We start from the raw sequence: 21,129 nt of genomic DNA on the forward strand, positions 1-21,129 counted from the left end.
GTCCGGGTGGACGAGCGGCCGTGCGGTATCGAGCGCGGTCAGACCGGATCGCCCGGCCCGACGCGGGGCTTGGGCGCGCGCATCTTGCGGATCTGCGAGGCGCGCACGAACGCGTACCAGCCGAGCTTGAAGCCGGTGTCGGTGGTGTCGGGGAACTTCTCCAGCACCCGGTTGTTGACCAGCCTGCCCAGCAGCACGCCCTCGATCGCCATGAACAGCATCATCACGAGCATGACCAACGTCACGATGGTCTGTAGGCCGGGTGCGGCGAACATCGACAGGATCAGCACCAGTGCCATCGGCATGAACAGGCCGACCAGGTTGCGCCGGGCGTCGACGATGTCGCGCACGAAGGCGCGCACCGGGCCCTGATCGCGGGGCAGCAGGTACTTGTCCTCGCCGGCCAGCATCCTGGCGCGCCGCTCCTGCGCGGCCAGCCTGCGCTCGGCGGCGGCGGCCTTGCGCTCCTCGCGGGTGCCACGGGTGGCCTTGCGTCGCGCCCGCGCCTCCTTCGCGGTCAGCGGGGCGGGCGCGACCGGGCCGCGCCGCTTGCCTTGCGCCTCACGCCGTTTGGGGGTGGGGCGGCCCTTGCCGGGCGTCGTGGTCGGACTGGTTTTCGTGGTGGTGACGGCCGGGCCGCCGGTCGCGTCCGCCGTCGATTCGGCGGTCGCGTCGGTGGTGCCGGCCTGGCCGCGACGGAAGAACTTCACGTTCACCAGGCTATTCGATGTCACAGCTCACGTGGCAACGTGGTCGGTTCCCGGTGAGGCCGGCTCGGCGTCCGCGCGCGACGGTGGCAAGATGGGGAATAGCAGCCCGTGCAGTGGCGTTGACTCCACGAGCCGTGCGCTGTTCACGGGTTGACCACAGCTGTCCTTAGGAGAGTTCATGACTGTGCAGAACGAGACGACCACCCACGGTGTGACTCTGACCGACGCCGCTGCCGCCAAGGCCAAGGCGCTGCTGGATCAGGAAGGCCGCGACGACCTGGCGCTGCGGATCGCCGTGCAGCCGGGCGGCTGTGCCGGTCTGCGCTACCAGCTCTTCTTCGACGACCGCAGCCTCGACGGTGACCTGACCGCCGACTTCGGCGGCGTCACCCTGGCCGTCGACCGGATGAGCGCCCCCTACGTGCAGGGTGCGTCGATCGACTTCGTCGACACCATCGAGAAGCAGGGTTTCACCATCGACAACCCGAACGCCACCGGCTCCTGCGCCTGCGGCGATTCCTTCAACTGAGGCCGTTTCCGGCCACGAGGCGGCTCCTTCCGGGCGGCCGGTGTTGATACGGTGAGGGCCTGGCCCGGTGCGTCCGGGCCCGCACCGTCTGCCGCCTACCGCTGAAGGGGCCCCGCCTCGTGTCTATCGCCGTGTCCGCGTCCATCGCGACCGACCACCTCATGCGCTTTCCCGGACGGTTCGCCGATGTGCTGCTGGCCGACCAGCTCGACCATGTCTCGCTGAGCTTCCTCGTCGACGATCTGCAGATCCGCCGTGGCGGCGTCGCGGGCAACATCGCCTTCGCGATGGGCGTGCTCAATCGCTCGCCGCTGCTCGTTGGCGCGGTCGGCGCCGATTTCGGCGAGTACCGGGCGTGGCTGGAGAAGCACGGCGTGGACTGCTCCACCGTGCACGTCTCCGACCGGGCACACACCGCCCGGTTCGTGTGCACCACCGACGACGACATGGCCCAGATCGCCTCGTTCTACCCGGGTGCGATGAGCGAGGCGCGCGACATCTCCATCGCCGAACTGGCCGGGAGCAAGCAACTCGATCTGGTGCTGATCGGCGCCAACGACCCCGAGGCGATGCTGCGCCACACCGACGAGTGCCGGGAACTGGGCATTCCGTTCGCTGCCGACCCGTCCCAGCAGCTGGCCCGCCTCGACGGCGACCAGGCCGTGCGGCTCATCGACGGCGCCGCCTATCTGTTCACCAACAAGTACGAGTGGGGCCTGCTGCTGCAGAAGACCGGCCTGAGCGAGGCCGAGGTCGCCGCCCGGGTCGGCATCCGGGTGACCACCCTCGGCGCCGAGGGCGTGCTCGTGGTCGACGCCGACGGCAGCGAAGTGCGCGTCGGTGTGGTGCCCGAGCGCGAGAAGGTCGAACCGACGGGTGTCGGCGACGCCTTCCGCGCCGGCTTCCTCACCGGCCACACCGCGGGCCTGAGCCTCGAGCGTGCCGCCCAGCTCGGCTCGCTGGTCGCCGTGCTCGTCCTGGAGACGATGGGCACCCAGGAATGGACGCTCAACAAGGACGACGCCCTCGACCGGCTCACCCAGGCGTACGGCCCCGACGCCGCCGCCGACATCAAGCCCCTGCTCTGAGCGCGAAACGCCGACGCCCCGATCCGGCACGGATCGGGGCGTCGGCGTTTCGCGGCCGTGGTCAGAGGGTGACCGGGTAGACCGGTTCCTGGATGTCCGGCTTGATGCGGTCCTCGACGAAGATGCCGTGCCAGACCATGAAGACCAGCAGCGTCCACAGGCGTCGGCTGTGGTCGGCGCGGCCCGCGCGGTGCTCGACGAGCATCGCGGTGATCGCGGCCTTGTCCAGCAGGTGGTCGGTCTGCGACTCGGCGATCTGGGTGTGCGCCCAGTCGTAGAGTTCGGTGCCGCGCAGCCAGTGCCGCAGCGGCACCGGGAAGCCGAGCTTGGCCCGGTGCAGCACGTGCGCGGGCACGATGCCCTCGAGCGCCTGGCGCAGCGCGTACTTGGTGGTGTGCTTGGTGATCTTCTGGTCGAAGGGCAGCTGCTCGGCGACCCGGCGCACCTCGGTGTCGAGGAACGGCACCCGCAGCTCCAGCGAGTTGGCCATCGTCATCTTGTCGGCCTTGACCAGGATGTCGCCGCGCAACCAGGTGAACAGGTCCAGGTGCTGCATCCGGGCCACCGGATCCCAGCCGCGCGACTGCGCGTAGATCGGGGCAGTGACGTCCTGGTGGGTCCACTCCGGCCGGAACTCGCGCAGCACCGCCCGCAGCTGAGCGTCGTTGAAGCTGCGCGCGTTGCCGTAGTAGCGCTCCTCGAGGGTGAGCGAACCACGATGCAGCAGGCTCTTGCCCCGGGTACCGTCCGGGATGCGCTCCGACAGCCGCCCGGCCAGTCGGCGCAGCCCCTTGGGCAGGTACTCGAACGGCCGGAGCGACAACGGCTCGCGATAGATGGTGTAGCCGCCGAACAGCTCGTCGGCGCCCTCGCCGGACAGCACCACCTTGACGTGCTTGCGTGCCTCCTTGGCCACGAAGTACAGCGGCACCAGCGCGGGATCGGCCACCGGGTCGTCGAGGTACCACACGATCTCGGGGATGGCGGCGGCGAACTCGGCGGGGGAGACCACCTTGACGATGTGGCGCGCCCCGATCGCCGCGGCGCTCTCGGCGGCCACGTCCACCTCGGAGTAGCCCTCGCGCTCGAACCCGGTGGTGAAGGTGATCAGGTTCGGGTTGTGCCGCATGGCCAGCGCCGCCACCGCGGTGGAGTCGATGCCGCCGGACAGGAACGAGCCGACGGTCACGTCGGCGCGCATGTGCTTGGCGACGGAGTCCTCTAGCGCGGCCGCGATCTCGTTGTAGCGGGTCTGCGCCGAGCCGGGAGCGAACGGGCGCACCGGGAAGCGCGGGGTGAAGTAGCGGGTCACCTGCGGCGCCGCGCCCGGCCGCACCACCGCGTAGGTGCCCGACTCGAGCCTGCGGATGCCCTTGTGCAGGGTTTCCGGCTCGGGCACGTACTGCAGCACCGTGTAGTGCTCGAGCGCGCGGGGGTCCAGGTCGTCGGACAGGCGCAGCGCGGGCAGCAGGTCGAGCAGGCTCTTCTTCTCGCTGCCGAACGCCGTGCCGCCGGGGCCGGTGGCCAGGAACAGCGGCTTGATACCGAACGGATCGCGGGCCAGGAACAGCTCGCGGGTCTGGGTGTCCCAGATGGCGAAGCCGAACATGCCGCGCAGCTTGGCCACCGCCTCGGCGCCCCAGTAGTGGTAGGCGGCGACGATCGCCTCGCTGTCGCCCTCGGTGCGGAACATGGGTGCGTCGCCGAACTCGGCCGCGTGCGCGGCCGCGAGTTCCTCGCGCAGCTCCAGGTAGTTGTAGATCTCGCCGTTGAAGGTCAGCGCGTAGCGCTCCGGGTTCTCCGGCGGACCCCAGCGCAGCGGCTGGTGGGAGTGCTCGATGTCGATGATCGACAGGCGGTTGAACCCGAAGACGAGGTGGTCGTCGTGCCAGGTGCCACGTTCGTCCGGTCCACGGTGGCGCATGCAGTGCAGCGCGTTGTAGACCTGGTCCACCACCTCGGATGTCGCCGCGTCAGCTGTCAGGAATCCGAGCAGTCCGCACACGTGTCGGCAACCTCGTTTCTCCGGTCGTGGGGATGCCGCGGGCAGCGCGGCCGAAATACTGTGTCCGAGTATGCCGCACGCGCGGTCCGCGCGCGCCGCGCCCACCCTGTCCTGCGGCGATACCCTGGTGACGGCCGCAGCGACGGCCCCGAGCCGGCGGTGGGCGAGTGTCGAACCCGACCCGGCGACATACCGGACGCGAGTTTGGTCTACGCTGCGTAGTACTCAGGTCGTTCTCAGGCGCCGCGTGTCCGTCGTGGCCGCCGCCCGGGGAGGGTCTGAAACGTGCTTGGAACGTGTCGTCAGGGCGGATCGCGGCCCCGGCGGCGCACTGTCGGAATGTGTGGCGACCAGGAAGGCGTGAGCGTGGCGCACAAGGCGAGCGAAGAGATCGGGGCACGACCCGTTCGGGGTCGGCAGGGCCGCATCCTTCGGCGGGCCGGGCTGGCGGTGTCCTTGGGGATCACCGCGATGCTCGTCTCGGGCTGCTCGATCGACAATGTTTGGCTGCGGTTCGGCTGGCCCTCGGGCGTCACGCCGCAGGCGACCCGGATGCGGGAGCTGTGGACCTGGTCGATCATCGCCGCGCTGGCGATGGGCGTGCTGGTCTGGGGTCTGACCTTCTGGACCGTCGTCTTCCACCGCAAGAAGAAGGACTCGCCGGAGTTCCCGCGCCAGACCGGCTACAACGTGCCGCTGGAGCTGACCTACACGGCGATTCCGTTCGTCATCATCGCGGTGCTGTTCTACTTCACCGTCGTCGTGCAGAACTACGTGCACGAGAAGGTGGCCGACCCGGACGTCACCGTCGACGTGACCGCCTTCCAGTGGAACTGGAAGTTCGGTTACCGCGAGGTCGACTTCAAGGACGGCGGCTACCAGTTCAACGGCATCGACACCGCCCGTGAGGAAGCCGCGCAGGCGCAGCTGAAGGAGTACGAGGAGCGGGTCGACACCGAGCACGGCCACCCGCAGCCCGGCCCGGTGCACGGCAAGCCGGAGAACGACATCCTCTCCTACCTGCACTACGACACCGTCGAGACCGTGGGCACCAGCACCGAGATCCCCGTCCTGGTGCTGCCGACCGGCAAGGTCATCGAGTTCCAGCTCGCCGCCGCCGACGTCATCCACGCCTTCTGGGTGCCGGAGTTCCTGTTCAAGCGCGACGTGATGCCGAACCCGAAGGAGAACCACTCCGACAACGTCTTCCAGATCACCGAGATCGAGAAGGAAGGCGCCTTCGTCGGCCGCTGCGCGGAGATGTGCGGCACCTACCACTCGATGATGAACTTCGAGGTCCGGGCGGTCTCGCCGGAGAAGTTCACCCGCTACCTGGACGAGCGTCGCGCGGGCAAGACCAACGCCGAGGCGCTGCAGGCGATCGGCGAGTCCCCGGTGGCGACCTCCACCCGCCCGTTCAACACCGACCGGACTGTCAAGAGCGCGGCCGCGCCCGAGGCCGAGTGAGGATTGATCTGACATGAGGATCGAAGCGCGCATCTTCGAACTGCTGACGGTGTTCTTCATCATCGTCGGCGTCGTCTACGGCTTCTTCACCGCCCAGTCGCGTACCGGCGTCGAATGGGCGGGCACCACCGCCATCGTGCTGACCGCGGGTCTGTCGCTGATCATCGGCACCTACTTCCGGTTCGTCGCCCGACGTCTGGACCTGCGCCCGGAGGACTACGAGGACGCCGAGATCGTGGACGGCGCGGGCGACTTGGGCTTCTTCTCGCCCGGCAGCTTCTGGCCCATCCTGCTGGCCGGCGCCGGTTCGGTGGCCGCCCTCGGCCTGGCCTTCTTCGAGCCGTGGCTGATCGCCGTCGGCGTGATCTGCGTGATCGCGGCCGCCGCGGGCCTGGTCTTCGAGTACCACCTCGGACCCGAGAAGCACTGAGCTGGTTCACACTCCGACATACAGCGCCCCATCGGAAACGGTGGGGCGCTGTGCGTTGTCGGGGGGCACGCGCAGAGCACGGCGAACGGCCGGTCCGGAATGCCCGGACCGGCCGCTGTGACGTCCGGCTGCCCTACTGGGCCGATTCGTAGCGCATGGCGTGCTCGGAGGCGCAGATCTCGTCGATACCCGCCACGATGTCGCGCAGCAGCTCCGACGGCAGCGCCGAGGGCCGCAGGCGGCAGGTGAAGGTGATCAGGCCGTGGTCCTCCACCGGCAGGTTGCGCGCCGAGGCCTCCGCGCGCAGGTACTTCGACCGCACACCGTAGGTCATCGCGGAGATGACGGTGAAGCAGCCGGTGCGCTCACGATGCCCGGCGAACAGATCGTGCAGTCGGTAGAACACCGAGGCGTAGGTCGACATCGGCGCGAACACGCCGACCCGGTAGGCGGGGCCGCGCTCGGAGGAACTGATGACGGTGTCGGCCAGGTACTCCGCGTCGCGCAGGGTGAGCACCTTCGGCGCGAACATCAGCGCACCCGCGGCGGCGTTGCGCACCGGCATGCCCGCCCGCCCGCCCGCGTGCGAGGCGATCGCGCCCAGCGATTTGCGGGTGCGGGTGCCGACCTCGCGCCGGGCCCGCAGCGACCGGGTCGGGGTGGTGGGGTAGAGGCTCGACCACTGCCCGAAGCGGACGGTGCCCAGCTGCACGTGCCCGGTGCCGACCGGCCGCGCGACCTTCAGCGGCGCGGTGTCGACCCAGCGGCCCACCTGGAGCACCGCGTTGCCCGGCCGCACGATCTCGGCATGGGCGTGCTCGACGAAGGAGTCGAAGTCCAGGAACCGGTCGGCGTCGGTGGTGAGCCAGGTGTGGTCCTTGTCGACCTCGACGGTGTCGAGGGTGAGCGCGGTGATGATGCCCGCGCGCCCGCCCGCGCCGAGGATGCGATGGAAGCGCTCGGTGTGGTGGTTGCGGCCGCAGGTGCCGATCCGCCCGTCCGGGTCCACGTACTCCAGATCGACGATCTGGTCGATGAACAGACCGTAGCGGTGCGAGGCGCTGCTGACGCCGCCGACCGAGGCGAACCCGCCCGCGGTGATGTCGCGGTGGTCGCCGACGATCGGCAGGCCGAGCCCGTGCGCGCCGAGTCGGCGATCGATGTCGGACAGCTTGGCGCCCGCCTGGACCCGGACCGTGCGCCTGCCCAGGTTGATGTCGAGCACCGCGTTCATCCGGCGCAGCGAGACCACCGCACGGTGGTCGGGCACCAGCAGGCTGTCCTCGAACGCCTCACCGCCACGGACGGTGAGACGCTCGGCGCGCACTCGCGAATCCCGCACAGTGCGAACGACATCCGCGGTGTCACGGGGGAGATATTCTTCGGCGGAGACAGTCTGCGGCGTGCTCATGGCAGGAAACTTAACCACAGCCGAGCCACTTGTGCGCACTCGAAGCCGAGCCCGATCCGAGCGCCCCCGGACGACCCGGGACGACCTGCATCGATGCGGGATCCGGCGCCAGTCCCCTCGACCGGCTCAGCCGGCCAGCCGGGCGATGCGGTGGTGCAGTTCGCCCGCCCAGTCGATGCCGTCGAGGCGATGGTGTTCCACCCACAGCCCGTCGAAGACGTCGCGGCCCTCGCCGAGCCAGCCGCCGCGCTTGTCCGCCTCGAGCACGACGCTCATCCCGCTCTCGGTGGGCACGAAGGTGACCTCGAGCTGGTTCAGTCGCGGGTAGTGCGGGCAGGGACCGAATTCGATCTCCTGATAGAAGGGCAGGGTCTGCGGAGTGTTGTGCACCCGGCCGGATTCCACGTCCGCGCTGCGCAGCGGGAAACCCAGCCGCTCCACCGCCGCCAGGATCACGTGCTGGGCCGGCAGCGCGCCGACCCCGATCGGGTCGGTGTCGGCGGCGTCGGTCGCGCCGCGGATCTCCACGATCGTGCGCAGCGCGACCGTGGTGCCCGGCAGGTGCCTGCCGTTGTAGAAGGTGATCGGCGTTTCCATCGGCGCCCGTGCGCCGAACCGGAATTCGAGCACCGCCCCGGCGGGCAGGTGCAGCGGGCCGGTGACGCCGACCCGGCCGAAACCGATCTCGCGCACGCCCTCGTGGTCGTCGTACTCGACTTCGGCCCGGGTGACGAACTCGACGGCGATCTGCGAGATGTCCTGGGCCACCTGGCCACCGCGCAACCGGATCACTCCGTCGACCACCCCGCCCGGCTGCACGCCGGGAGTGAACAGCTGGGTCTCGACCTCGGCGCCGCCGACCCCGGCCGCGGCAAGCAACTTCTTGAACATGCCGGGAAGTCTGGCGGCCGCGGCTGAAGAAGATCGTGCCGACGGCTTGGCTTGTGAGCAACGTCATCTCGTCCGGGCACGAAAAAGGCCCCGGGAAACGGGTTCTCGGGGCCGGTCGCGGGTCGGTCGGTGCTCAGCTCGCCGCGGTGTCGGGGATGCGGGGTGCCTCCGGCTTGGAGCCCGAGGGCACGCCCTTGAGGCTGTGCGCGTACACGTCGACGTACTCCTGGCCGCTCAGGCGCATCAGCTCGTACATGACCTCGTCGGTGACGGCGCGTTCGACGAAGCGGTTGCCGCCCATGCCCTCGTAGCGGGAGAAGTCGATGGGGGCGCCGAACTTCACGGTCACCTTGTGGCGGCGCCACCGGAACGGTCCGGGCGGGGCGACCTTGTCGGTGCCGATCACCGCCACCGGGATGACCGGGACGCCGGTCTCGAGCGCCAGGCGCGCCATGCCGGTCTTGCCCTTGTAGAGCCTGCCGTCGGGGGAGCGGGTGCCCTCCGGGTAGAGGCCGACGAGCTTGCCCTGGTCGAGCAGCTTGCGGGCGGCGTTGAGGGCGTCCTCGGCCGCGTCGGCGCCGCTGCGGTCGATCGGGTACTGGCCGGTGCCGCTGAAGAAGAACTTCTGCAGGCGGCCCTTGATGCCCGGGGTGGTGAAGTACTCGGCCTTGGCGAGGTAGTTGATCCGGCGCGGGCTCAGCAGCGGGGCGAAGAGCCAGTCGGCGATGGACAGATGGTTACCCGCCAGGATCGCCGGGCCGTCGGACGGAATGTTCTCCACGCCTTCGACGGTCGGGCGGTTGTAGACACGGATGAAGGGCCCCACGAGCACGAATTTGAGCAGCCAGTAGAACATGACGTCCTTCCCCCAGGGGGACCGGGATAGAGGTGAGCAACCTGCGACACGTGCGACTTTACCGCTGGTCGGAGATCACATCCAACCACGACGGGGCCCTCGGCCACATTCGCCGCGCCGGGTGGCGTGGGTCGTGTCACAGCCGCCCCGAGATCGAACGTGTGTGCGAATCTCAGCGGCCCGTGCCGACCCGGCGCGACGGCGGTGCGGCAGGTTCGGACAGCACCGCCCTGGCCAGTTCGGCGGCGCCGATCATGCCCGCGGCCTCGCCCAGCTGGGTGGTGCGGATGCGGGCGAGCGGGCGGTGCCCGGCCCCGGTCACCGCGCGGGCGTACTCCTCGCGCGCGTCGTCGAGGAACAGCGGAGCCGAGCTGCTCACCCCACCGGCCACCACGATGAGATCGGGGTCGAAGATGTCGCTGACGAAGGCCAGGCCGAGGCCGAGCCAGCGGCCGAAGTCGGCGACCGCGGCCAGCGCCACCGGATCGCCGTCCTGCGCCGCCCCGGCGACGCGGCGACCGGTGAGCGCGCCAGGATCGCTGAACACCTCCCTGGCCAGCACCGTCGACTCGGACGGATCGGTGGCCAGCAGCTCGATCGCGGTGTCGGCCAGTGCGGTGCCGCTGCAATAGCGTTCCCAGCAGCCACGTTTGCCGCACGGGCAGGCGCGGCCGTTCGGGACCACCTGCAGGTGCCCCAGTTCCGGGGCGACACCGTGCGTGCCGCGATACAGCGCGCCGCCGACCAGCAGCGCCGCGCCGATGCCGGTGCCGATGGCGACCAGGACGACGTTGTGCCCACCCGCCGCGGCCCCGAACCGGTATTCGGCCCAGGCCGCCGCGTTGGCGTCGTGCTCGAGGATCACCGGCAGGCCGAGGCGCTCGGTGAGCTGGCGGGCCACCGGCGCATCCCGCCAGGGCAGATGCGGGGCGAAGCGGACCGCCGCGCGGTGCTCGTCGACGAACCCCGCGACGGCCAGTCCCACCGCGGCGATGCGGTGCCGCGCGCACAGTTCGCGCACCGCACGGTCGAGGGCGTCCTCGAGCGCGCGGGCACTGTGCGGGGTGGGGGCCTGGACGGTGTCGAGCACCTCGCCCGCGGCATCCACTACGGAGGCCCGAATGTTGGTGCCGCCGACATCGATGCCGACGGTGAGGGGCGCCGCGGCGGTCACGTCACGACCTGACGGTGACGGGGATGTCGACATAACCCGGCCGCGTCCCGGCCGCGCCGCGCCGCGCGGACTCGCCGGTGCGCGGGGCATGCTCGTGCCGCGCACCGGTTTCCGGGTCGGTCTCGGTGGGCAGCACCGGCTCGACCGGCGCGCCGGCCAGCGCCTCGCGCAGCACGGTGACGATGGCGGTGCCGTGGTCGGCGATGGCGGCGAGCACGTCGTGATGTTCCCCCCGCACCAGCGCCGCGGCCGCGCACACCGGGCACCAGCTGCAACTGGACCACTCCGGCTGTCCCTCGGCGGCGCTGCGCCGTAGCACCGGCTCGACGCGCTCGAGCACGGTCTCGGCGAGCAGGCGCAGTTCCTCGGCGAACTCGGCGAACGAATCGGGCTGTCCCCCGGAACGGGCGTCGCGCCCGTGCGATTCGGAGCTCATCTCACCGGCCCTCCGCCGGCCACAGCGCCGGGTCGGGCCGGAACCGCACGGTCAGGTGGCCCGCGTCCAGCTCGGCGCCCTCGACCGTGCACCGCCGCAACACCGGCGCCAGGCGCACCCGGCGCCGCACCCCGTCCGCTCCCACGATCAAATCGTCCTCCACTCGTCCCAGTCGCAGCGTCGCCGCGTCGACGACGGGCAGGCGCATCCGCAGCGCGTACACCGCGTCGACGCCCGTGCCCGACTCCCATCGAACCACCGGCTCGCCCGAACGCGCGCCGACACGCGTCGACTCGGCGCGGGTGTCCGGCTCACCGTCCGGTATTCCCCGTTTCCGGGCGTTCTCCCGTGCGGTGTGTTCCGGCGGTGGGGCGTCCAGCGGCTCGTAGGACAGCAGCGACAGGGCCTCGGCGCCGACCGGCTCGGGGCCGCTGTGCTGGGCCAGCAGCACCGGGACGTCGTCGAGCTCGGCGCGCAGCCGGTCGACGACGGCCTGCTGTTCGGCGCGGCGGTTGCGGTACCAGTGCACGGCGGGATGAGCTGCCTCCAGCGGGCCCGCGGGTGCGGGGGTGGCGGGCAGCATCTTGTTGACGACCACCGCGTCCAGCCGCAACCCGAGCAGCGCGGCGGCCGAACGCACCCGCCGGGTTTCGGCCACCGCCACCCGTTCGGCGACGGTCACCAGCCGCAGCCCGGTGCGGTCGTGGTCGGCGAGCAGATCGCGCACCCGCGTGACGGCCGCGACGATCCGCGCGACCGTGGCGGCCAGGATCGCGCGCCGCGGGTCCGGGCCGGCGGCGCTCATCGCGCGCGCGTGCGGCGGCCAGAGCCGGTCGAGATAGTCCAGCAGCGTCTGCGGTGCGGAGACGATGCGCAGCAGGTCCGCCGAGGGCGGGCAGTCCACCACCAGCACGTCCCAGTCGTCCTCGTCGGCGAAGGCGGCCAGTTCGGTCAGTGCGAGCAACTCCTGGACGCCCGGCAATCCGGTGAGTTCGGCGGGCTCCAGCGCGCCGGGGTCGAGACCGAGGTCGTGGGTGTGCGTGCCGCCCGCCGAGAGCATCCGGACCACCTCGCGGTACCGATCCTCCAGCAGCGCGAGCGAATCCAGCTCGATCACGTCGAGCCCCGGTGCCACCCGGACGATCCCGGCCACGGCGCCCGGGTCGTGCGGGAAGCGGAAACCGAACGCGTCGCCCACCGAATGCGCCTGGTCCAGCGAGGCCAGCAGCACGTCCTGACCGGCGCGGGCATAGGCGAGCGCGCTCGCGCAGGCCAGGGTGGTCTTGCCGACACCGCCCTTGCCGACGAACAATTCGAGCCGGGTGCGCCGCGGCGCCGGCCCGTGCTCCGGCGCGATCAGCCTTCGACCCGTTTCTTCAGTTCCTTGAGGGCCGTGTCGGTGATGACCTTCTCGGCCTTGCGCTTGAACATGCCGATCATCGGGATGTTCAGATCGACGGTGAGTTCGTAGGTCACCTCGGTGACCCCGCCGGGCTTCTCGGCGAGCACGTAGCTGCCGTCCTGCGCCTTCTGCAACTCGCCGCTGACCAGTTTCCAGCTCACCGCGAGATCGTCGGGGCGCCAGGTGTAGGACAACACGTAGGTGTCCTTCACCACGCCCGCGTCCAGGACGAACCGGGCGGTGCGGGCGCGGCCGTCGGTGCCGGTCTCGAGCACCTCGACGGACTTGGCCGCCGCCACCCACTCCGGGTAGGACGCGAGGTCGGCGATGACGGCCATCACCTCGCGTGCGGGGGCCTCGATGAGGATCGACCTCTGCGTGCGGTCGGCCATCTGGTCAACGGTTCCTTTCCAGCGACGTTGCGGGAGGCCGAGCCGGGCACGGACGCGGCCTGCGGCGGTACCGAATCATGCCGCGGGCGTGACGCCCGCCGGACGCCCGGCCTCGAGCAGTGCCTTGACCTCGAACGACATCACCTTGCCCGCCACCCGGCGCGCGCGGTTCAGCGCGGCGAGCTTGCGCGGTGGCAGTGCCGGTGCGCCCTCGGGCTCGCAGTGCAGGAAGTAGTGCAGGATCACCCCGTCCAGCGAGGGTTCCAGCCACACCTCCATGGTGCCGGTCAGCGGTCCGCGCACCAGCCAGCGAATGCCCTTGTCGCCCCGGTCCTCTCGGACCTCGAGCATGAGGTCCGGCCACCACCGGCGCCACCGGCCCCGGTCGGCCAGCACCTCGGCGACGGCAGCGCCGGGGGCGGCGATGAACGTCTGGTCCGCGACCTGAATACTGCTCACTCCGCTGAGCGTAGTAGATGGCCCCGCCGCCGTGGTCGGCGCAGGAGCTGCCGCCGTGGTCAGCGCAGCAGGTGCCGCAGCCGGGCGCCGATGGTGTCCCAGTGCCAGCGCTCACGCACCCAGGCCCGGCCCGCGGCGCCCATCGCGGCCGCGGCGTCGGGATCGGACAGGATGGCGGTGACGGCGTCGGCGATCTCGGTGACCCGGCGGCCGTCGACCACGCGGCCGGTCTCGCCCTCGCGCACGGTTTCCGGTGCGCCGCCGGAGCGTCCGGCGATCACCGGCACACCCGTGGCCGAGGCCTCCAGGTAGACGATGCCGAGGCCCTCCACGTCCAGCCCCGCGCCGCGGGTGCGCGAGGGCATGGCGAACACGTCGGCGAGGGTGTGGTGGGCGGCCAGTTCCGCCGAGGGCACCCGGCCGGTGAACACGACGTCGCGCTCGAGGTCGAGGGCCTGGGCGAGCGCGCGCAGCTTCTGCTCGTAGGGGCCGCTGCCCGCGATCACCAGCACCGCGCCGTCGACACGGGTGCGGATCTCGCGCATGGCGACGATCAGCGCGTCCTGCCCCTTGCGCGGCACCAGCCGGGACAGGCACAGGATGGTCGGGCGTTCGCCCAGGCCGTAGCGGGCGCGCAGCTCCGCGCGGGCGGCGGGATCCGGGCGGAAGACCTCGGGGTCCACGCCGGGGGGTAGGTACTCCAGTGCGGCGTTCGGGCCGAAGGCGGCGGCGAACCGGCCGCGGGTGTACTTGCTGACGTAGGTCACCACGTCGGTGGTCTCGCCGATCGCGCGCAGGGCCTGACGGGCCACCGGCAGCATCGACCAGCCGACCTCGTGGCCGTGCGTGCTGGCCAGCACCCGCTGTGCGCCCGCGCGGCGCAGGCCGGGGGCCAGCAGGGCCAGCGGGGCTGCGGCGCCGAACCAGACGGTGTCGCAGCGCTCCGCGCGAACCAGCCGGGCGGCACGCCGCAGCACGGCGGGGGTGGGCAGCATGAGCGTGGTGGGATGCCGGACCACCCGGAACTTCTGCTCGGCGTCGAACTTCACGTGCGAGTCACCGCGCCAGCGCGGCGCGTAGACGACCAGTTCGTCGGAGGGCACCTGTCCGGCCAGTGCCTGCAGATACGACTGGATACCGCCCGGCCGCGGCGGGAAATCATTGGTAACCAGCAGAGTTCGGGCCATACCGACCAACCTACTTGGTGCCGTGCCCACCGCCCCCGGCCCGCCCCGCGCCGCCGCGGTGGTCGAGCTCAGCGGGCACGATCGGCGACCCACTCCCGCCAGCGCGCGACGAACGCGGTCCGGTCGGTGCCGAGCACCTCGCGCAGCACCCGGTCCTCGCCCGCGGTGTCCAACCGGCCCGCGGCCACCGCCCGGTACAGCCGGACCAGCCGGTCCTCGCCGTAGCTGTCGGCGACGAACGCCGACACCGTCCATGCCTGCTCATAGGCGAGTACCGCACCGGCGCCGGTGAAGGCCGCGTCGGCGGGCAGATCGGCGGGCAGGTCGCCGCGCTGGGCCGCGGCCAGGACGGTCGGCGCGATCGCCGCGAACGACGAGCCGAGGCCGCGGTGTGCGGCGTACTCGGCGAAGCCCTCGAGCATCCACTGCGGCGCACCGTCGACGGTCTGCGCGCGGGCGGCCACGTGGGTGAGCTCGTGCCGCAGCAGGGTGCGCAGCTCGGCGGGGGACAGGCGCGTGCCCGCGTCCGGGGCGAACACCACGCGCTGCCCGGTGGGGCGGGTGCCGGGGCGGAACGGGTCGGCCACCGAGGCCGCGGCGACCTCGGCGGGCAGCAGATCGGGGGCGCGCAGCAGCGCGGCGAACTCCGACGGGTTGGCCGCGGCCACGACGACGGCTTCGCGCGACCAGTCCGGGCCCCACAGGTCGGTGACGGCGGCGGTGGCGGCGGGCAGTTCGGCGGCCAGCGTCGCCGCCGCCTCCGCCTGCCCGGGATGGGCCAGCACCAGCCCGCCGTCCGCGGCGGTGCGTACCTCCACGGCACCGAACGGCGCCATGATCCGCTCGACTTCGGCGACCCGCGGGTCGGTGCTCCGGCTGCCGACGACCTCGCCCGCCACCGGGCGCGCGGTGTCCGCGCCCGCCCCGCGGGGCAGCAGGACCAGCGCGCAACAGGCGCCCGTCAACAGCGCGACCGTGAGCACGGTGAGCAGGAAATGGGCGCGCCCGCGGGCCGAACACCACGACAGCGCCCGCCGCCAATCGTTCACGGAGTTCAGTATCGCCGGGCCGAGTGATACGGCGTGGAATCCATCGGCGCGACCGCGACCGGCACCCCGAAGGTGGAGGCGTGCAGCATCAGGCCGTTGCCCGCGTAGATACCCACATGGGAGATGTCCGGGTAGAAGAACACCACGTCGCCGGGTTGCAGATCCTCCTTGGCGACCGGCGTGCCGTAGCTCGCCTGCGCGGAGCTGGTGCGCGGCACATCCTTGCCGACCTGCTTGAACGCCCACTGCACCAGCCCGGAGCAGTCGAACTGGTGCGGCCCGGTCGCGCCCCACACGTACGGATCGCCGACGCGGGTGAGCCCGGCGGCCAGCGCACTGGTGCCGCTGCCGGGGACCAGGCCCTGCAGCAGGGTGTCGCGGTCGAAGCCGGGCGGGAACGGCGAACCCGCGAGCGCGGACTTGTCCCGGGTGGACAGCGCGCCCCACGCCTGGACCACCTGCGCGATCGCGCCGCCGAGTTCGCTGCGCTTGCGTTCGAGATCGGCGCGCACGCGCTCGGCCTCGGCGGCCGCGGCGCGCGCGGTGTCGGCGGCGGCTCTGGCCGCGGATTCGGCCGCGACGGCCGCGTCGTCGGCCTTCTTGAAGCGGCGCAGTTCCTCGCTGGTCTGTGCGGAGAGCACGTCCAGGGTGGACATCTGGTCGAGCAGCTGCTGCGGTGAGTCGCTCACCAGGACCGCGAACATGCGGTTGGTGCGCGCGCCCTGATAGGCGGCGATGGCGGTGCGGTCGATCACCGGCTGGAAGCGGCGGACCTCCGCGCGAGCTGCCTCCACCGCGGCGGTGCGGGTGGCCAGTTCGGCCTCGGCGGCCTGCTGGGCGGCGAGCTTGGCGTCGAGATCGGCCTGGGCGCCGAGCGCTTGCTGATTGAGCTGTTCGGACTGGCGGGACAGCTCGATCATCCGCTGCACCGCCTCGCTCGCCGTGGCGGGCAGCGCCACCGGATCGGCGATCGCGGGGCCGCTCGCGCAGACTCCCGTGGCCAGCACACCCGCGGCGAGGATGCCGCCGAGCAGCCGCCTGGTGCGGTGCGGTCGGTGATCAGCTACCACGGCCTGCCGTTCTCCTTCTGCTCCGCATCCACTTTTGGTCTCGATCAGGTTACGAAACGGTCGCGACCGGTGTCCAGGGGGTCGCGAGCCGGTCACGACACACCGCCCGCGCGACGGTACCCGAGCGGGTGCCCTCGCGCGGGGGCGCGTGCCGATCAGAAGCGGCGCGCGCCCGCGACCGGCATCGAGGAGATCGAGGCGATGTGCACGGGGCTGCCGGAGGTGGCGGCGTGCACGACGTTGCCGTCACCGGCGTACAGGCCGGAGTGGCCGCCGCCGTAGAAGGAGACCAGGTCGCCGGGGCGCAGGTCGTCCAGCGACACCGGGCTGCCTGCGGACAGCTGGGCGCCGCTGGTGCGCGGTAGCTCGAGGCCGGCCTGGCGGTAGGACCACTGCACGAGGCCGGAGCAGTCGAAGGCGTTCGGGCCCGCGGCGCCGTAGACGTAGGGCGAGCCGATCTTGCTCAGCGCCGCGTCCAGGGCGAGCTCGCCGACGGTCTTCTGCGGCGCGACGAACGGCGGCGGGCCGGGCTGGCCGAGCTGGATGCCGGGGATCTCGGCCGGGATCGGGATCTCGTTGGGCACCTCGAAGGTGCCGACGCCGGGAATGGTGACCGGCTGGGCCGAAGCGGGCGCGGCGGGGAGGAGGAACGCGCCGATGGTGGCAGCGCCGACGGCTCCGGCAGCAACGACACGCTGCGCCTGTCGCTTGACGGTGTTGTTCGCCATGATGCGGTTACTTCCTATCTGCCCCACGACGCCACACCCGGTGGTGCGGCGGACTGCGTGGTGTCGCACCGGTTCGGCGCGACGGACTCCGTGAGGTCTCGAAAAGGTTACGAAAGCATCACGGCGGTTTGTAAAGCCGCGAACTCGGGAATCGGGCGCTGCCACTCGCCGGCCGCGCGCATATCTGCGAGAGATCTCACAACGATCACGAAACGATAAATCACCGGTTTCCTCGGCGCCCCACCGACGTCGCCGGCTGTGCTCGTGCGGACGAGAAGTATCCGTCCGTCCGGTCGGTTCTTCGACATTTTCCCAGTTCACGAGCATCGCGGCGCCGGGTCGCGGAGTGTCGTTCTGGACAAGCGTACAAGTCTGGGATCCCACGGGGGTCGGCGGCGCAAGGGTGCCGCCCGGCCGTGGCCGACACGCCCGGATACCGATAGTTCGGCGGAAAAAATATGAACCGGATCACTTTTTGGTTTTTCTAGATCATCCGCGCGAATACGGCGGAAATGTCACCGTGGTGATTCCGGACAAACCTCGCCGGCTGCGGCCGGCACGGACCTGTCGGACCGTCGGCCTACGCTGCCGACCGTGCCCGCCCCCGAGCCCTCCCGCGCCGCGCGGCAGCTCGCCTTCGACGAGTTGGACACTCCGCTCTACGACACCACCTTCGTCGTCGTCGACCTGGAGACCACCGGCACCAGCCCCGAGGGCGACGCCATCACCGAGATCGGCGCGGTCAAGGTGCGCGGGGGAGAGGTGCTCGGCGAGTTCGCCACCCTCGTCAATCCGGGCCGGGCGATCCCGCCCGCGGTCGTGCAGGTCACCGGCATCACCACGGCCTTGGTCTACGCGGCTCCCCGGATCGAGGCGGTGCTGCCCGGATTCCTCGAGTTCGCCGCAGGCGCGGTGCTGGTCGCGCACAACGCCCGCTTCGACACCGCGTTCCTGCGGGCCGCCGCCGCCCGCTGCGCACTGCCCTGGCCGGACGCGCCGGTGCTGTGCACGGTGAAGCTGGCGCGCCGGGTACTGGGCCGCGACGAGGCGCCCTCGGTGCGGCTGGCGTCGTTGGCCCGGCTGCTCGGCGCGAGCACGCAACCGACCCACCGCGCCCTCGACGACGCCCGCGCCACCGTCGACGTGTTGCACGCGCTCATCGCCCGGGTGGGCAACCAGGGCGTGCACAGTCTCACCGAGCTGATGGACTACCTGCCCGACGTGAGCGCCGGGCAGCGCGCCAAACGATCCTTCGCGGCAGGGCTGCCGACCGCCCCCGGCGTCTACCTGTTCCGTGGACCGTCCGACGAAGTCCTCTATATAGGGACGGCGGTGAACCTGCGCCGCCGCGTGCGCACCTACTTCACCGGCTCCGAGACCCGCGGGCGGATGAAGGAGATGGTCGCGCTCGCCACCCGGGTCGACCACGTGGTGTGTGCGCACGGCCTGGAGGCGGGCGTGCGCGAGCTGCGCCTGCTCGTCGCGCACGCGCCGCCCTACAACCGGCGCTCGAAATTTCCCAAGCGCGTCTGGTGGATCACCCTGACCGACGAAGCCTTCCCGCGCCTGGCGGTGGTGCGCACGCCCACCCCGGATGCGCTGGGTCCCTTCACCTCTCGCCAGGACGCCGTCGACGTGGCCGCGACGCTGGCCGAGCACGCCGGACTGCGCACCTGCACCACCAGGCTGGCGCGGTCGGCGGTGCACGACTGTCCGCCCGCGGTGGTCGGCGGCTGCCCGGCGGCCCGCGAAACACCGTGCAGCGCGGCCGAATACGCGCCCGCGCCCGCGGCTGTGCGGGATCTGGTGGCGGGTCGTTGCGACGCCGTGCTGCACACCATGCGCGCGCGCATCGACAGTGCCGCCGCCGCGGAGCATTTCGAGGCCGCCGCCCGGCTGCGCGACCGCATGGTCGCGGTGGTGCGGGCGCTGCGCCGCACCCAGCGGCTGGCCGCGCTGGCCCGCATCGCCGAACTGATCGCCGCCCACCCCGACGGCGCGGGCGGGTGGGAGTTCGCCGTCGTCCGGTACGGCAGGCTGGCCGGCGCGGGAGTGGCCGCGCGCGGCACCCCGCCGATGCCGGTGGTCGAGCAGATCGTCGCCGCCGCCGAGACGGTGGTGCCCGACGGCGTGGCCGGTGTCGGCGTGCCGGATGACGAGGTGGCCGGTCTCGCGGAGATGGTGGGCCCGCCGCTGCTCGGCGCGCCACCGGAGGAGGTCGGCCTCATCGCCCGGTGGCTGGAGCGGCCCGGCGTGCGCATCGTGCGTACCAGCCACGGCTATCACGAACCGCGCTGCGGGGCGGGCCGCTGGTCCGGCTGGGTCGCCGCCGCCGAGGCCGCGGCGCGCGCCCGACCCGACGGGGCGGACTACGCCGAACGCTTAGGCTGATCCCCATGATTACCGCGATCGTGCTGATCCACGCCGACAACGCCCGCATCCCGGAAACCGCGCAGGCCGTGGCCGACACCGAGGGCGTGGCCGAGGTCTACTCCTGCGCCGGCGACGTCGATCTGATCGCGATCGTGCGGGTGCGCGACCACGAGCAGATCGCCGAGGTGGTCACCGGCCGGATCGACAAGACCCCCGGTGTGCAGCGCACCACCACGCACATCGCGTTCAAGTCCTATTCGCGCGCCGACGTCGAGGCCGGCTTCTCGCTCGGGGAGTGAGCACCGGGCAATGAGCACCGGCGGGTGAGCGACCGCTAGCGGTCGCCGAGGGTGTTGGACAGTTTCGCCCAGCGCTCCAGCAGCGCCGCGGCCTGGCCGCCGTCGATGGCGGCCGCGGCGCGCGCCATGCCGGCGGCGAGGGCGTCGTGCACGTCGGCGTCGGGATCGCCCACCCCGCGCGACAGGTCGTAGGCGACGATCGCGGCCGCCGAGTTCACCAGCACCGCGTCGCGGACCGCGCCCGCGGTACCGGCGAACACCGACCGCGCCACCCCGGCGTTGACCTCGGCGTCGCCGCCGCGCAGCGCGTCCAGGTCCACGCGGGCGATGCCGAGCCTGGTCGGGTCGATGGTGGTGCGGCGCATCCGCCCGCCGGAGACCACCCAGGTGTCGGTGACGTCGGAGGTGGTGATCTCGTCGAGCCCGTCGGCGCCGCGCACCACCAGGGCGCTGGCCCCGCGCTCGGCGAACACGCCCGCCACCACCTCGAGCAGTTCGGGGAAGGCGCAGCCGACGAGCCCCGCGCGCGGGCGCGCGGGGTTGGTGAGCGGACCGAGGATGTTGAACACGGTCGGGATGCCGATCTCGCGCCGCGCCGCGCCGGCGAACCGCAGCGCCGGATGGAAGACGGGCGCGAAGCAGAAACCGATCCCGACCTCGCGCACGCACCGCGCCACGGCCTCGGGCCCGAGGTTGAGGCGCACGCCCAGCGCTTCGAGCACATCGGCGCCGCCGCTCTTGGACGAGGCGGCCCGGTTGCCGTGTTTGACCACCGGCACCCCCGCCGCCGCGACCACGATCGACGACATCGTGGAGATGTTCACCGACCCGGAGCGGTCCCCGCCGGTGCCGACGATGTCGACCGCGTCGCCGTCGATGCTCACCAGCCGCGCGTGCTCGAACATGCCGGTGGCCAGGCCGCCGAGCTCCTCGGGCGTCGGACCCTTGATCTTGATCGCGACGCCGAAGGCCGCGATCTGGGCCGAGGTCGCGTTGTCGGACATGATCTCGTTCATCGCCCACGCGGTGTCGGCGGCGGACAGGTCGCGGCCGTCGGCGAGGGCGCCGAGCACCTGCGGCCAGCTGCGCGCGCGACCTTCGTGATCGGCAGTGGCGTGCGCTTCCGGTCGCTGACCGCTCATCTCTCCAGATCCTTCCGGCATGCCCGCCCGC

Annotated in this window: 21 protein-coding genes; 6 read left to right on the top strand and 15 right to left on the bottom strand. The window is 71.7% G+C overall.

Features of this window, described 5'->3' with window-relative positions:
* Window positions 1-38 precede the first annotated feature (38 nt).
* Entirely contained in the window at window positions 39-710 is a 672-nt protein-coding gene (locus tag CRM89_RS01660) for a DUF3043 domain-containing protein (protein WP_041560805.1), read from the bottom strand.
* A 178-nt stretch (window positions 711-888) separates the two neighbouring features.
* Here CRM89_RS01660 and CRM89_RS01665 point away from each other — a divergent pair, with 178 nt between their 5' ends.
* Entirely contained in the window at window positions 889-1,239 is a 351-nt protein-coding gene (locus CRM89_RS01665) for an iron-sulfur cluster assembly accessory protein (protein ID WP_011208236.1), read from the top strand.
* A gap of 119 nt (window positions 1,240-1,358) precedes the next feature.
* Window positions 1,359-2,327 (top strand): carbohydrate kinase family protein, encoded by a 969-nt coding sequence (locus CRM89_RS01670; RefSeq protein WP_011208237.1) that lies wholly within the window; start codon window positions 1,359-1,361, stop codon window positions 2,325-2,327.
* A 61-nt stretch (window positions 2,328-2,388) separates the two neighbouring features.
* On the opposite strand, the gene asnB is transcribed toward CRM89_RS01670, so the two are convergent.
* Window positions 2,389-4,332 (bottom strand): asparagine synthase (glutamine-hydrolyzing), encoded by a 1,944-nt coding sequence (gene asnB / locus CRM89_RS01675; RefSeq protein WP_086842545.1) that lies wholly within the window; start codon window positions 4,330-4,332, stop codon window positions 2,389-2,391.
* Between the two features lie 366 nt (window positions 4,333-4,698).
* Here asnB and CRM89_RS01680 point away from each other — a divergent pair, with 366 nt between their 5' ends.
* Complete coding sequence (locus CRM89_RS01680; RefSeq protein WP_060593448.1) at window positions 4,699-5,799, top strand: cytochrome c oxidase subunit II; 1,101 nt, start codon at window positions 4,699-4,701, stop codon at window positions 5,797-5,799.
* A 13-nt stretch (window positions 5,800-5,812) separates the two neighbouring features.
* Window positions 5,813-6,229, top strand: coding sequence for a cytochrome c oxidase subunit 4 (locus CRM89_RS01685; protein ID WP_011208240.1), 417 nt, complete (start codon window positions 5,813-5,815; stop codon window positions 6,227-6,229).
* Window positions 6,230-6,362: 133 nt separating this feature from the next.
* On the opposite strand, the gene CRM89_RS01690 is transcribed toward CRM89_RS01685, so the two are convergent.
* From CRM89_RS01690 to CRM89_RS01745, 12 genes are all read right to left on the bottom strand, one after another.
* Window positions 6,363-7,640 carry an FAD-binding oxidoreductase gene (locus CRM89_RS01690; protein ID WP_041559994.1) on the bottom strand — a complete coding sequence of 426 codons (1,278 nt, stop codon included), beginning with the start codon at window positions 7,638-7,640 and terminating at the stop codon, window positions 6,363-6,365.
* Between the two features lie 126 nt (window positions 7,641-7,766).
* Complete coding sequence (locus tag CRM89_RS01695) at window positions 7,767-8,531, bottom strand: sporulation protein (protein WP_060592571.1); 765 nt, start codon at window positions 8,529-8,531, stop codon at window positions 7,767-7,769.
* A 133-nt stretch (window positions 8,532-8,664) separates the two neighbouring features.
* Window positions 8,665-9,387, bottom strand: a complete 723-nt coding sequence (locus CRM89_RS01700) for a 1-acyl-sn-glycerol-3-phosphate acyltransferase (RefSeq protein WP_011208243.1) — start codon at window positions 9,385-9,387, stop codon at window positions 8,665-8,667.
* A gap of 172 nt (window positions 9,388-9,559) precedes the next feature.
* On the bottom strand, window positions 9,560-10,594 hold the full coding sequence (locus tag CRM89_RS01705; RefSeq protein WP_041559995.1) for an ROK family protein: 1,035 nt from the start codon (window positions 10,592-10,594) through the stop codon (window positions 9,560-9,562).
* Entirely contained in the window at window positions 10,563-10,997 is a 435-nt protein-coding gene (locus CRM89_RS01710; protein ID WP_011208245.1) for a hypothetical protein, read from the bottom strand. Before CRM89_RS01710 ends, CRM89_RS01705 begins: the two co-directional genes overlap by 32 nt.
* A 1-nt stretch (window position 10,998) precedes the next feature.
* The gene (locus CRM89_RS01715) at window positions 10,999-12,309 is read right to left on the bottom strand and encodes an ArsA family ATPase (RefSeq protein WP_060592567.1); all 1,311 of its coding nucleotides are present in this window, start codon (window positions 12,307-12,309) and stop codon (window positions 10,999-11,001) included.
* Window positions 12,310-12,353: 44 nt separating this feature from the next.
* Entirely contained in the window at window positions 12,354-12,791 is a 438-nt protein-coding gene (locus tag CRM89_RS01720; RefSeq protein ID WP_060592566.1) for an SRPBCC family protein, read from the bottom strand.
* A gap of 75 nt (window positions 12,792-12,866) precedes the next feature.
* The gene (locus CRM89_RS01725) at window positions 12,867-13,250 is read right to left on the bottom strand and encodes a hypothetical protein (RefSeq protein WP_011208248.1); all 384 of its coding nucleotides are present in this window, start codon (window positions 13,248-13,250) and stop codon (window positions 12,867-12,869) included.
* A 59-nt stretch (window positions 13,251-13,309) separates the two neighbouring features.
* A complete protein-coding gene (locus tag CRM89_RS01730) occupies window positions 13,310-14,437 on the bottom strand; it encodes a glycosyltransferase family 4 protein (protein ID WP_060592564.1) in 1,128 nt (375 codons plus the stop codon).
* A 68-nt stretch (window positions 14,438-14,505) separates the two neighbouring features.
* A complete protein-coding gene (locus tag CRM89_RS01735) occupies window positions 14,506-15,486 on the bottom strand; it encodes a peptidase MA family metallohydrolase (protein ID WP_098083078.1) in 981 nt (326 codons plus the stop codon).
* Between the two features lie 5 nt (window positions 15,487-15,491).
* On the bottom strand, window positions 15,492-16,556 hold the full coding sequence (locus tag CRM89_RS01740; protein ID WP_098083079.1) for an NlpC/P60 family protein: 1,065 nt from the start codon (window positions 16,554-16,556) through the stop codon (window positions 15,492-15,494).
* Between the two features lie 155 nt (window positions 16,557-16,711).
* A complete protein-coding gene (locus CRM89_RS01745) occupies window positions 16,712-17,284 on the bottom strand; it encodes a C40 family peptidase (RefSeq protein ID WP_011208252.1) in 573 nt (190 codons plus the stop codon).
* A 594-nt stretch (window positions 17,285-17,878) separates the two neighbouring features.
* Here CRM89_RS01745 and CRM89_RS01750 point away from each other — a divergent pair.
* Both CRM89_RS01750 and CRM89_RS01755 read left to right on the top strand, forming a co-directional pair.
* On the top strand, window positions 17,879-19,675 hold the full coding sequence (locus tag CRM89_RS01750; protein WP_098083080.1) for a DEDD exonuclease domain-containing protein: 1,797 nt from the start codon (window positions 17,879-17,881) through the stop codon (window positions 19,673-19,675).
* 5 nt (window positions 19,676-19,680) lie between these two features.
* Window positions 19,681-19,956: an Lrp/AsnC family transcriptional regulator gene (locus CRM89_RS01755; RefSeq protein WP_011208254.1), complete on the top strand. Its 276-nt coding sequence runs from the start codon at window positions 19,681-19,683 to the stop codon at window positions 19,954-19,956.
* 35 nt (window positions 19,957-19,991) lie between these two features.
* Here CRM89_RS01755 and trpD read toward each other — a convergent pair whose 3' ends face one another.
* On the bottom strand, window positions 19,992-21,098 hold the full coding sequence (trpD, locus tag CRM89_RS01760) for an anthranilate phosphoribosyltransferase (protein ID WP_050767983.1): 1,107 nt from the start codon (window positions 21,096-21,098) through the stop codon (window positions 19,992-19,994).
* Window positions 21,099-21,129: the final 31 nt, after the last annotated feature.

This window comes from Nocardia sp. FDAARGOS_372, from assembly GCF_002554515.1.
In the GTDB taxonomy this organism is placed as follows: domain Bacteria; phylum Actinomycetota; class Actinomycetes; order Mycobacteriales; family Mycobacteriaceae; genus Nocardia; species Nocardia farcinica.